Below are 11,770 nucleotides of genomic sequence, written 5' to 3'. Positions count from 1 at the left end.
ATCGTCCCGGCGCGAGCCACGCGCCGCCGGCGTACAAGGAGGCATCCGTGCCGCATGTCCTGGTCCTCAACGCGTCGTACGAGCCCCTCGGCGTCGTACCGCTCCGCCGCGCGCTCGTCCTCGTCCTCGAGAACAAGGCCGTATGCCTCGAGGAGTCCGGCGCCTTCCTGCACAGCGCGACCCGTGTCATGGCCGCACCCAGTGTCGTACGGCTCAAGCGCTTCGTGCGGGTCCCCTACCGGGGGCCCGTTCCACTGACCCGCAAGGCGCTCTTCGCCCGTGACGGCGGGCGCTGCATGTACTGCGGTGGCGTCGCAACCAGCGTCGACCACGTCGTTCCGCGCAGCCGTGGCGGCAAGCACGCCTGGGACAACGTGGTGGCGGCGTGCCGCCGCTGCAACCACGTCAAGGCCGACCGGCACCTGCGCGAGCTGGGCTGGCGGCTGCATCAGCAACCCGCCCCGCCGAGTGGTCTGGCGTGGCGGATCATCGGAACCGGCCATAGGGACCCGCGCTGGCTGCCGTACTTGCAGCCGTACGGCGCGGACGACGCCATGGCCCGGATCGACGGCATCTCCGCCTGAGACCCGGGCCCTGTCATAGGCCGGCCCGCCCTGTCATGGCCGGACCGCCGTCGTGGGTCCCGGCCCTGTCGTGGGCCGGGACCCTGTCCTGTTGGGGGCCACCCCGGCTACGCGGCAGCGCGTCGGCCTGGCTCTGGGGCGCCGGGCCCGGGTCGCCGGGCCCCGTCAGCGGCGGTTCGTCAGCGGCGGTTCGGTCGTGGCCGGTCCCGTGCCCGCCCCTCCGGAGCCGGAGGCGGAGCCGGAGCCGGCGTCGGCTCCGGAAGCGGAGCCCGGACCGGAGTCGGCTCCCGTCCCCGTCCCCGTGCCCGTCTCCCCGGTCCCCGCGCCCGGGGCTGCGGGCGGCTCGGCCGGGGGCCGCTCCGTCACGGCGTAGGCCTCGGCCGTGAAGAACGAGTAGCCGTACTCCGTCGCCCGCGCGTCCCCCTGGACCCGGACGAAGCGGGCGCCCGGGGCGTCCATCCTGATCGCCTCCCGGCCCCCCTTCCCGTCCTGGACGGTGGCCGCCGTGCGCCAGGTGCGGCCGTCCGCCGACACCTGGATCCGGTACTTCGTCGCGTACGCCTCCTGCCAGTGCAGGACCACCTGCCCCACCCGGGCGGGCTCGGGCAGCTCCAGCTGCCACCAGGCGCCGTCCTCGGCGGGCGACGACCAGCGCGTCTCCGGGTCGCCGTCGATCGCGGCGGACGCCGGGAAGTCGGCCGTCTCGTCGCCGGACGAGGACGCCGTCGCGCCCGGTGTACGGGCCAGGTCGGCGCCGCCCGTAGCCGGGTACGCCCGGACGTTCAGCGTCCGCTCCCCGTCCGCGAACGTGACCGTCACCGGGTACACGCCCGCCGGGGTGCCCTCCGGGACGGTGATCGTCACCGGGACGGTCGCCGAGGTGCCGCGCGGCACCGTCGTCTCCTTCGGGACGCTCACCACGATGCCCTGCGGCGCGCGGGCCACGAGCCTGTCCCGGACGGCCCCGGGGCGCTGCGCCGAGAGGATCGCGTCCACCCGCTGCGGGGCGCCGCCGATCACCGCGTCCGTCTCGGTGCGGGACAGCTCCAGCGCCACCCGGGGCTCGTCCGCGAACCAGGGCACCAGGGAGTGGACGGCGGGCACCTGCCCGTCCCGCCCGGTGACCCGGACGGCGTCCACCCGCAGCCCCCGCGCGGCCGTCTGCGTCCAGCCGGTGTCGGACGTGATGCCCAGCCGACGCCAGCCCTCGCCCGGCACGTGGACCTCGATGCTGCCCGGGGCCGGCGGCGCGGCACCCGCCGCGCCCGGTCCGCCCGGCGGCGTCGGCTCGGTCATCGCGGTGACCGCCTCCACCGGGCGCGGATGTCTCAGGTGCACGGTGTACGAGGTCTCCGTGCGGTGCGTCTCACCCGCCGCGCGGGACGCGCCCGTCCACGCGGCCGCCTCCTTCGCCGCCCGGTCCAGGAACGGGTCGAGGACGCCGTGACCGACCTTGGCGGGGCTCTCCTTCAGCGCCGCACGGACCGGTTTCAGGTCCAGCTGCGCCTGCCACGCCGCCGCGCCGTCCCCCCGGGACTGGGCCTGGAGCATGTCGACGGCCGTCTCGCCCGCCCGCCCGTACCGGGCGAGCTCCTCCAGCCAGGGCCGTACCTCGTCGTCGAACCGTCCGTCGGCGGGCGCCGTCAGCCGCTCCGGGGCCCGGCGCATCACGGTGAACGCCGCGCGCAGGTCCGCGGCCGCCTTGTCGCGGGCCGCCGCCGACGCGCCGGCCGACGTGCGCGTACGCCAGAAGGCGGCGAGCAGCGGGCGCAGGTACGCCGACTCGTTCTCCGGGTCCAGCAGCGACGACATGTCGTTGCCCGCGAGTGCCGCCAGCGCCTCCCGTGCCTCGGGGTCGCCGCCCGCCAGGTCGGTCAGCGCGGCCTGCCAGGACTCCTGGGGCCGGTAGCCGCGCGGGTTCCAGGCGAAGTCGGCGGCCGTGAAGACGGGGATGCGGGACGCGGACGCCTGCTCCATGGCGTTGGCGAGCAGCGCGGCGGAACCGACGGCGACCGCGGGCTCCCGGCCCGTGTAGGGACCGAGGAAGATACGGTCCTGCGCGAAGTCGTTGACCGGATAGTTGTCCATGGTGACCAGCGGGTGCTGGAACGCCGCGCGGGCGCCCGCGAGTTCGCGGCCGGTGATGGTGCGCGGCACCACTCCGACGCCCGTCCACGCCACCTGGACGCGGCTGTCCAGCTCCCCGGCCAGAGCGGTGCGGTAGTCGGTCGCCCCGTCCTGGTAGTACTCGGTCGGCATCAGCGACAGCGGCTCCGCCTCCGGGAGGCGCTCGGCCAGGTGCCGGGCCAGTTCGCTGGCCACGCGCGCGTGCGCCCTGGCGGCCCCGCGCGGTCCCGCCCCGAACGCGTCCGCGTCCCGGGAGCAGTGCCACTCGTCGTAGCCGGCGTCCTGGAACTGGATCTGGAACGCCCGTACGCCCAGCGCGTACATGGCGTCGATCTTGCGCTTGAGCGCCTTGACGTCGTCGGGCGACGCCAGGCACATCGACTGGGCGGGTGCGATCGCCCAGCCCAGCGTCACGTGGTTGCGCCGGGCCCGCTCGGCCAGCTCCCGGAACTCGGCCCGCTGCGCCGCCGGGTAGGGGTCGCGCCACTGGAGCTGGCGGTACGGGTCGTCGCCGGGCGCGTAGAGGTACCGGTTCTGCTTGGTGCGACCCATGAAGTCCAGCTGCGCGAGGCGCTGGTCGTGGCTCCACGGGCGGCCGTAGAAACCTTCCGTCAGGCCGCGCACGGCGGTGCCGGGCCAGTCGCGGACGAGGACGCCCGGCACCGTCCGGTCCCGCGTCACCAACTGGCGCAGGGTCTGTACGGCGTGGAAGAGACCGTCGTCGCCGACACCGTCGACGGCGATCGTGTCGCGGTTGTCGACGCGGCCGGTCGCGATCCGGTAGCCACCGGAGGGCAGATCCCCGCGCTCGGGAGCGCGCAGGGCGCGCAGCGCCTTCTGCGCGCCGGTGCCGCCCATCAACACAACGGGTCCGCGGTCGCCGCCGGGCGACGTACGGACGTTCCGCACGCCCGCCTCGCGCAGGACGCCCTGGAGCGCGGCCACCGCGTGGGGATCCGCGCCCGCGTCCGCGACGACCGTCACCTCGTCGCCGAGCGGTACGTCCGCGCCGGCCGTGCGCAGCGACTGCGGGCGCGGCCACACGGCGGGCGGCCGCGCGCCGTCGCGCTCCGGATTCGTGGTCGTGGGGGAGCCGGGGCCGTCGCCGGGCGCTGCCAGCGCGCCGGGGGCGCCACCGAGCAGACCGCCGATCACCGCGACGGCGACGGCCGTCGCGGTCCGCTTCCGGCGTCCGAACCGGCCGAAGTGGGCGAACTGGCCGAACTGCCCGAACTGCACGCGCGTCTCCCCTCGTTCCCCGTCGTCCTGTCGGTAGCTTTGCCGGTGGTCGTACCGGTGGGTTTCGAGCCCACCACCCCCTTGCCGAAGGTGTCAATGTGCGTGGCCGATGTGTCGTATTTGCACACCAGGGCGTGAGGCGTTCTCCCTCTTCCCCCGTCCACCCGGCCCTCGTTCGCCCGGCCCCCGTCCACTCGGCTTGTGTCCCCGCTGCCTCCGGCCACCCGGCGCTCGGCCGGAACGCGACGGGCGTGCGTGTGACCAGTGACACGTTTCGCGGATGTGTCGGGATTCGCTGGGTAGGGCTGCTGTGGTCCCACTGTCACCTCATAGGGAGCTCACCGTGGCCGCAGCCGCACACCTTCTGCTCACCGCCCTCTCCAAACAGGTCCCCGGACCGACTTCCGGACACGCACCGGAACGGCTCTCCGGACCGCACGCCGGCCACATCCCCGGCCCGTTGACCAGTGAACCGCCCCTCGCCGACGCCGCGCCGCTCACCAGCGAACCCCCGATGACCGACGCCACGCCGCTGACCAGCGAGCCGACCGCGCGCGGCACGGCCGGAGGACCGGAGTTCCCCCGCCCCTAGGGGTCTTCCCCAGACGCCGAAGCCCAGGAGCCCGAATTGACCCTCGCCCGGCTCGCCGCCCTGCACGGAGTCGCGACCGCGTACTCCCCGTCCGCGGGCGTCACCGTTCCCGTCCCCGACGCCACGGTGATCGCCGTCCTCGCCGCCCTGGACGTCGACGCGGCGACACCCGCCGCGGTACGGGCCTCCCTCGCGGACGCCGAGGCGGCCGCGGCGGACCGGCTCCTCCCGCCGACCGTCGTCGTGTGGCAGGGCGACGAACCGTCCGGGCGCCCCCGCCCGCTCGCCGCCCTCCCCCCGGGCACAGCCCTGCGGATCACCACCGAGCGGGGCGAGGACATCGAGTCCCCCGTGCCGTGGGCCGAACTGCCGCTGGGCGTGCACCGGCTGCGGGCCGAGGCCCCCGACGGACGCACCGCGGGCACGGCCCTCGTCGTCGCCCCCGCGCGCGTGCCCCAGCCGCCCGCGCGGGGGCACGGCGTGCTCGTCCAGCTGTACTCGCTGCTGTCCAGCCGCTCCTGGGGCATGGGCGACCTCGGCGACCTCAGGGAGCTCGCCGCCTGGGCCGGGCGCGCCGTCGGCGCCGGGTTCGTCCAGGTCAACCCGCTGCACGCGGCGGTGCCCGGCACTCCCACCGACCCGTCCCCGTACCGCCCGTCCTCACGACGCTTCCCCGACCCCGTCCATCTGCGGATCGAGGACGTCCCCGAGTACGCGTACGTGCGGGGCGAGGACCGCGTCGAACTCGACGCGCTCGTCGGCCGGGGCGCCGAACTGCGCGAAGGGGTGCTCCGCAAGGGCGAGCTGATCGACCGCGACGCCGTGTGGGTCGTCAAGCGCCGCGCCCTGGAGCTGCTGCGGCGCGTACCCCCGGGCCCCGGCCGCGAGGCCGACCACCGGGTCTTCCTCGCCGCCCAGGGCCGGGCCCTGGAGGACCACGCCACCTGGTGCGCCCTCACCGAGCGGTACGGCTCCGACCGGAGCCAGTGGCCCGAGGGGCTGCGTGACCCCCGCTCCGCCGACACCGCGCGGGCGCGCGCCGAACTCGCCGACCGGGTCGCCTTCCACGGCTGGCTCGCCTGGCTCACCGACGAGCAGCTCGGCGCCGCCGCGCGTGCCGCCCGGGACGCGGGCATGGGCGTCGGCATCGTCCACGACCTCGCCGTCGGGGTGCACCCGGACGGCGCTGACGCATGGGCGCAGGCGGACGCGTTCGCCGCCGGCATGTCCGTGGGCGCGCCGCCCGACGCGTTCAACGCGCGCGGCCAGGACTGGGGCCTGCCGCCGTGGCGCCCCGACGCCCTCGCCGCCTCCGGCTACGCCCCCTACCGCGACCTGCTGCGCGGGCTCATGCGGCACGCGGGCGCCCTGCGTATCGACCATGTGATGGGCCTGTTCCGGCTCTGGTGGGTGCCCGCGGGCTGGGAGCCGACGCAGGGCACGTACGTGCGGTACGACGCCGACGCCATGCTGGCCGTACTCGCCCTGGAGGCGCACCGCGCGGGCGCCTGCGTCATCGGCGAGGACCTCGGCACGGTCGCCCCCGGCGTGCGGGACGCCCTCCAGCGGCGCGGCGTCCTCGGCACGTCCGTCCTGTGGTTCGAACGGGACTGGGAGGGCACCGGCCGCCCGCTGCCCCCCGGGGCGTGGCGCGCGGACTGCGTGGCCACCGCCACGACCCACGACCTGCCGCCCACGGCGGCCCGCCTCTCCGGTGACCACGTCGACCTGCGCCACCGGCTCGGCCTGCTCACCCGGCCGCTGGCGGACGAGCGGGCCGAGGCAGCGGCGGACGTCGCCGAGTGGCTGGCGTACCTGCGCGAGCTGGGCGACCTCGCCGAGCCCGCGGCCACGACCGTGCCGACGACCCCGCCCACGGCCACGACCGTGCCGACGACCGAGCTCACGACCCCCACCCCTACTGCCTCGGTCACGGCCGCGACCGCGCACGCGACCGGGCCGGCGGCCACGGCCTCGACCGGGGCGGTGCGGGGCGGCGAGGAGGAGGAGATCCGGGCCGTGTACCGGTTCCTGCGCCGCACGCCCGCCAGGATGACCGGCGTCTGGCTGCCGGACGCCGTCGGGGACCGCCGCCCGCAGAACCTGCCCGGCACCTGGGACCAGTACCCGAACTGGCGGCTGCCCATCGCCGACGCCGACGGCCGCCCCGTCACCCTGGAGGACCTCGCCGCCTCGCCCCGGCTGCACGCGCTCCTGGACGAGTTCCGGCCCCGTACGGCACCCCCGGGCGCGCGGCGTCTCTAGGCGTTCGCTACGTTTGCACCGTGGACAAGAAGAACGCCCTGCGCACCGGCGCCGTCGCGGCCGGTACGACGCTGATGATGCTGCTCATGTCGTCCCCCGCGCTCGCGCTCACCCGCGACGACGGCGACGACCCGGGTTCCGGCCTGAGCGTGATGGAGACGCTCGGCCTCTTCGTGGTGGCCCCGATCGTGCTGTTCCTGGTGATCGCGGGCCTGGTGATGGTGCTCGACAAGTCCAAGAAGCAGGCCTGACCCCACTCTTCGAGGGCGCCGGGCCACGGGTGACACCCCGTGGCCCGGCGCCCTCGCGTGTGCGCACGCGCGCAGCGGGCCCGGCTCGGGGTGTCAGGCGCCGGTCCCCGTGAGCAGCTTCCGGAGGAGGCCGGACAGGTGCCGGGCCTCCTCCTCGTCCAGGGCCGCCTCCAGCGCCTCCCGCTGTACGGCCAGCCCCGCCGTCACCGCCTCGTCGACGAGCGCGAGCCCGCGTTCGCTGAGGGTAACCCGCAGGCCCCGCCGGTCGTGCGGGTCGGGGCTGCGGGCGAGGAGGCCCGCCCGCTCCAGCTTGTCGAGCCGCCCCGTCATTCCGCCCGTGGTCAGCATCAGCGTCGCCGAGAGCTGGCGCGGCGACAGCGTGTACGGCTCGCCCGAGCGACGCAGCGTCGCGAGGACGTCGAACTCCCCCCGGGAGATGCCGAACGCCGCGTACGCCTTGTCCATGCGCTCGCCCATCGTCTGCGTGAGCCGGTAGACGCGCCCGAAGACCGCCATCGGGACGGTGTCCAGGTCCGGTCGTACGACGGCCCACTGCGCGGTGATGGCGTCGACGGCGTCGGGGGCGGCGGTCGCGGAGTCCGCGCGTGATGTCGAGGTCATGGCGGAAGTGTCCGTCCCCCAGGTGCCCCTTGCAACAAAGAAGCTCACGAGACGGCAGCTCAGCAGAGAGAAGCCCGCGTGTAAGAAGCCTGCCAGTAAGAAGCTTGCATGTAAGTAGCTTAGCGGTAAGCTACTTACCGCTGAGCCACTCGCTCTCGCGCCGGTCGCCCGTGTTTCCGGGGCATGGCTCCGCGCGTGCTCCGGAGCGTGTGCCGTCGTGTCTCCGAGGGGAATCGCCGTGTCCCGAGCCGCCGCCGTCGCCCTGACCGCCCTGGCCCCGATCTCCTGGGGTTCGACCTACGCCGTCACCACCGAGTTCCTGCCACCGGACCGGCCCCTGTTCACCGGCCTGATGCGCGCCCTCCCGGCGGGGCTCGCCCTGCTCGTCGCGGTGCGGACGCTGCCGCGCGGCGCCTGGTGGTGGAAGTCGGCCGTCCTCGGCGCGCTGAACATCGGCGCCTTCTTCCCGCTCCTGTTCCTCGCCGCGTACCGGCTGCCCGGCGGTGTGGCCGCCGTCGTGGGCTCGGTCGGCCCCCTCTTCGTCGTCGCCCTGGCCGCCCTGCTGCTGGGTGAGCGGCCCACCGCGCGGGCGGTGCTCGTGGCCGTGGCCGCCGCGTTCGGCGTGAGCCTCGTCGTGCTGAAGGCCGGCGCCGCGCTGGATCTCGTCGGTGTGCTCGCCGGGCTCGCGTCGGCCGCCGCCATGTCCGCCGGGACGGTGCTCACCAAGCGGTGGGGCCGGCCCGACGGTGTCGGCCCGCTGGCGCTCACCGGCTGGCAGCTCACCGCCGGTGGGCTGCTCATCGCCCCGGTCGCGTTCGCCGTGGAGGGCGCGCCGCCCGCGCTCGACGGCCGCGCCCTCGCCGGATACGGCTATCTCGCCCTCGCCAACACGGCGGTCGCGTACTGGCTCTGGTTCCGTGGCATCGGGCGGCTGTCCGCGACGTCCGTGACGCTCCTGGGCCCGCTGTCGCCGCTCAGCGCCGCCGTCATCGGCTGGGTGGCGCTCGGTCAGGCGCTGGGCCCCGTCCAGCTCGTCGGCATGGCGATCGCCTTCGGGGCCACGATCGTCGGTCAGCTCGGGGGAGGCAAGGGAGCCAGGGGAGGCGGGGGCGGCGTCCGTGGGCTCCGATCGTTCAGCAGAGCTGAAAAGCAGCGTCAAGAACTTTCGATGGACCTCAAGAGTTCCGCGGTGCGACGGTAGTCCCCTCACCGCACCCGGACCCACCCCGAGCACGGGGTAGAGAGGCGGACGACGACCGTGACGCTCCCGGCCCCGACCCCGACCCGTATCCGACACAGCCCGAGAACGACCGGTGCGTGGCGGGCGGTACGCGCCTCCGCCCCGCTCGGTCTGCTCCTGGCGGTCGTCGCGACGGTCGTCTGGTCCGGCAGCTTCGTCGCGTCCCGCGCCCTGCACGACACCGTTCCCCCCGTCCAGGCGGCGTTCTGGCGCTGGATCGTCGCGATCCTCGCCGTCGCGCCCTTCGCCGCACGCGCGACCTGGCGGCAGCGCCGGCTGATCCGCCGTCACCTCGGCTTCCTGCTCCTGGCGTCGCTGCTCGGCGTGACCCTCTACAACACGCTCGTCAACCAGGCCGGACTCACCGCGTCGGCCGGCACCATGGGCATGATCATGGCCGCCTCGCCGGTACTGATGGCCGGGTACGAGAGGCTCGGCGGCGCCCGCCTCGGCCCGCGCCGGGTGCTCGGGATGCTCATCGCCTGTGCCGGGGTGGTCCTGCTGATGGGCCGTGGTGGCGGCGGGTTCGTCGCGGGTGACCTGTGGATGGTGGCGGCGGCCGTGTGCTTCGCCTCGTACAGCGCCCTGATCAGGCGACGGCCTCCGGGTATCGGCGGGCCGGCGCTGCTGCTCGCGACCTTTGTCGTCGGCGCGCTGATGCTGCTCCCCGCGTACGCCGTCAGCCTCGCGGTGCAGGGCGGCTTCACGGTCACGGCGGGCACCGCCGGACCTCTCCTGTACGTCGGGGTCTTCTCCTCCGCCGTCGCGTTCTTCGCCTGGAACAAGGCCGTCTCGCTGATCGGCGCCGCCCGTGCCGGAGTCGTCTACTACCTCCAGCCGCTGTGCGTGGCGCTGCTCGCGTACGTCCTGATCGGTGAGGAGGTCGGGACGGTCGGAGCGCTCTCCATGGCGCTGATCCTCGGAGGGGTCGTCCTCGGCACCCGCCGCACCCCGTGAGCCGGTGCCAGGGGCTGGTGCGGGGGCCGGTCGCACGGGGAGGCCCCGCACCCGCCGTTGGTCGGGCGGCGGGGGCGGGGCCCTTGGGGAGGGGTGATGGTTCGTGAGGGACCGGTCAACCGGTCGGCACGGGACGGCAGCCGGTCGGCACGGGACGGCAGCCGGTCGGCACGGGACGGCAGCCGGTCAGCACGGGACGACGTACCAGACCGGCACCCAGTTGTAGTCCGGGCTCTCCGCGTACGCGCCCGGCGTCGTGTAGATCGTGTTCCGGTTGCGGTCCTGGAACCTGGCGCGCGTCCCGGGGGTCTGGTTGTTGATCCAGGAGCCGCTGCTGTTCCAGTGCGACAGGGCGTACGACTGGCACTTCCACAGGTTGAACTGGGTGCCGCTGTAGTACGTCCCGGTGAACATGCAGAAGTTCTCGTACGGGCAGGAGGCCCGCGCGCCGGTGGTCAGGTCCCGGGCGTACCGCTCGCCGGGCAGCGCCACCGTGATCTCGCCCTTCCCGGGAACCGCCACCTTGTTGGCGGCGACCTGTGTGCCGCCCTCCCGCGCGACGTAGCCGTCGACCGTCGACTGGAGCTCCGCCGCCTCGGCGGCGGTCAGTCCGGCGGCTTTCGCCTGCGCGGCGAACTGCTGTTCCCCTGTCGGTGCCGCTGCGTTCGCTGCCGCCGTGGCGGTGAAGCCGAACATCGTCGTGGCGATCAGGACCAGGGCCGCGGCGATTGCCGTGGCCGGCTTGCGCAATGCCATGCCGAATTCCCCCTAGGGCGCTGTGTTGCTTCCGCTGGTGCTGCTTCCGCGCTGCCGCTTCCGCTGGTGCTGCTTTCTGTGCTCGCGCCGCACCTGCGCATCCACTGCTGATGCAGTCCTTACGCGGCAGGTGCTCTTCGAGTGTCGAGCGCCCCGGAACCCCCGGCAACCGATTCGGGGTGGATGTCCGGTAGACGCCAACCGCCGGATAGGTTGCCCGGCATGACCGAGTGGGACGTCAAGAAGCTGCGGATCCTGCGGACCCTGCGTGACCGGGGCACGGTGACCGCGACCGCCGAGGCCCTGCACATGACCCCGTCGGCGGTGTCCCAGCAACTCGCCGGCCTGGCCAGGCAGCTCGGCGTACCGCTCCTGGAGGCGCACGGGCGGCGCGTCCGCCTCACCGACGCGGCCCATCTGGTGCTGGGCCACGCCGACGTGGTCTTCGCCCAGCTCGAACGGGCCGACGCGGAACTCGCGGGCTACCTCGAGGGCGAGGCGGGCGAGGTACGGGTCGGGGCGTTCTCCACCGCCGTGCCCGCCCTCGTGGTGCCCGCCGTGCGGCGGCTGCGCGCCGCCCATCCGGGACTGGAGGTGCGGGTCAGGGAGGCGGAGGCCGCCGAGGCGTACGCGCTGCTGTCCACCGGGGCCGTGGACCTCGCCCTGTCGCTGGCCGCGCACGCGCCGACCGCCCGGGATCCGAGGTTCACCCGCGTACCGCTGCTCGCCGACCCGCTGGACGTCGCCCTCCCGGAGGGGCACCCGCTCGCCGCGGCGCCCGGGCCGAGGCTCGCGGACCTGTCGGGCGAGCGGTGGATCTTCGGTGGCAGCGGGCCCTGGTCCGAGATCACCACGGCGGCGTGCGAGGCGGCCGGGTTCGTCCCCGAACAGGCCCACTCGGCCGCCGGCTGGACCGCGATCCTCGCCATGGTGGGCGCCGGCATGGGCATCGCGCTGGTGCCCAGGATGGCCGCCGCCGAACGCGTACCTGGCGTGGCGGTCCGGGCCCTGCTCCCGGACCCGCCGCTCCGCCACGTCGTCGCCGCGGTGCGGCGCGGTTCCGAGGCGTCCCCGGGCGTGGCCCATGTGCTCGCCGCGCTGCGCGAGGCGGCGGCGGCCCGCTGACGGCACCGCGACG

10 protein-coding genes are annotated in these 11,770 nt (G+C 74.9%); 7 read left to right on the top strand and 3 right to left on the bottom strand.

Features of this window, described 5'->3' with window-relative positions:
• The first annotated feature begins 47 nt into the window (after positions 1-47).
• Positions 48-584 carry an HNH endonuclease gene (locus ACGF5U_RS04100; RefSeq protein ID WP_392712763.1) on the top strand — a complete coding sequence of 179 codons (537 nt, stop codon included), beginning with the start codon at positions 48-50 and terminating at the stop codon, positions 582-584.
• A 165-nt stretch (positions 585-749) separates the two neighbouring features.
• On the opposite strand, the gene ACGF5U_RS04095 is transcribed toward ACGF5U_RS04100, so the two are convergent.
• Entirely contained in the window at positions 750-3,950 is a 3,201-nt protein-coding gene (locus tag ACGF5U_RS04095) for a beta-N-acetylglucosaminidase domain-containing protein (RefSeq protein ID WP_392712762.1), read from the bottom strand.
• Between the two features lie 343 nt (positions 3,951-4,293).
• On the opposite strand from ACGF5U_RS04095, the gene ACGF5U_RS04090 reads away from it, so the two are divergent.
• Genes ACGF5U_RS04090 through ACGF5U_RS04080 form a run of 3 tightly spaced genes read left to right on the top strand, consistent with a single transcriptional unit; the run spans position 4,294 to position 7,058 of the window.
• Positions 4,294-4,542 (top strand): hypothetical protein, encoded by a 249-nt coding sequence (locus ACGF5U_RS04090; RefSeq protein WP_392712760.1) that lies wholly within the window; start codon positions 4,294-4,296, stop codon positions 4,540-4,542.
• A gap of 36 nt (positions 4,543-4,578) precedes the next feature.
• A complete protein-coding gene (malQ, locus tag ACGF5U_RS04085) occupies positions 4,579-6,807 on the top strand; it encodes a 4-alpha-glucanotransferase (RefSeq protein ID WP_392712758.1) in 2,229 nt (742 codons plus the stop codon).
• 20 nt (positions 6,808-6,827) lie between these two features.
• Complete coding sequence (locus ACGF5U_RS04080; RefSeq protein WP_392712756.1) at positions 6,828-7,058, top strand: hypothetical protein; 231 nt, start codon at positions 6,828-6,830, stop codon at positions 7,056-7,058.
• A gap of 93 nt (positions 7,059-7,151) precedes the next feature.
• Here the strand turns inward: ACGF5U_RS04080 and ACGF5U_RS04075 are convergent, their stop codons facing one another.
• Positions 7,152-7,679 (bottom strand): MarR family winged helix-turn-helix transcriptional regulator, encoded by a 528-nt coding sequence (locus ACGF5U_RS04075; protein WP_392712755.1) that lies wholly within the window; start codon positions 7,677-7,679, stop codon positions 7,152-7,154.
• Positions 7,680-7,911: 232 nt separating this feature from the next.
• Here ACGF5U_RS04075 and ACGF5U_RS04070 point away from each other — a divergent pair, with 232 nt between their 5' ends.
• Both ACGF5U_RS04070 and ACGF5U_RS04065 read left to right on the top strand, forming a co-directional pair.
• Positions 7,912-8,880, top strand: coding sequence for an EamA family transporter (locus ACGF5U_RS04070; RefSeq protein WP_392713197.1), 969 nt, complete (start codon positions 7,912-7,914; stop codon positions 8,878-8,880).
• 57 nt (positions 8,881-8,937) lie between these two features.
• Positions 8,938-9,876, top strand: a complete 939-nt coding sequence (locus ACGF5U_RS04065; RefSeq protein ID WP_392712754.1) for a DMT family transporter — start codon at positions 8,938-8,940, stop codon at positions 9,874-9,876.
• A gap of 186 nt (positions 9,877-10,062) precedes the next feature.
• Here ACGF5U_RS04065 and ACGF5U_RS04060 read toward each other — a convergent pair whose 3' ends face one another.
• Positions 10,063-10,632 carry a hypothetical protein gene (locus ACGF5U_RS04060; RefSeq protein ID WP_392712753.1) on the bottom strand — a complete coding sequence of 190 codons (570 nt, stop codon included), beginning with the start codon at positions 10,630-10,632 and terminating at the stop codon, positions 10,063-10,065.
• 222 nt (positions 10,633-10,854) lie between these two features.
• On the opposite strand from ACGF5U_RS04060, the gene ACGF5U_RS04055 reads away from it, so the two are divergent.
• A complete protein-coding gene (locus ACGF5U_RS04055; protein ID WP_392712752.1) occupies positions 10,855-11,757 on the top strand; it encodes a LysR family transcriptional regulator in 903 nt (300 codons plus the stop codon).
• Positions 11,758-11,770: the final 13 nt, after the last annotated feature.

Origin of the sequence: Streptomyces sp. NPDC047886, from assembly GCF_043204435.1 — a bacterium.
Taxonomy (GTDB): domain Bacteria; phylum Actinomycetota; class Actinomycetes; order Streptomycetales; family Streptomycetaceae; genus Streptomyces.
Note: the sequence above shows the minus strand (reverse complement) of the source record. Positions and strands in the feature narration are given on the sequence as shown.

Excerpts from the sequence above, each read along its gene's own strand:
- ACGF5U_RS04055 (WP_392712752.1), top strand. The coding sequence starts at position 10,855 with ATGACCGAGTGGGACGTCAAGAAGCTGCGGATCCTGCGGACCCTGCGT.
- ACGF5U_RS04060 (WP_392712753.1), bottom strand. The coding sequence starts at position 10,632 with ATGGCATTGCGCAAGCCGGCCACGGCAATCGCCGCGGCCCTGGTCCTG.
- ACGF5U_RS04075 (WP_392712755.1), bottom strand. The coding sequence starts at position 7,679 with ATGACCTCGACATCACGCGCGGACTCCGCGACCGCCGCCCCCGACGCC.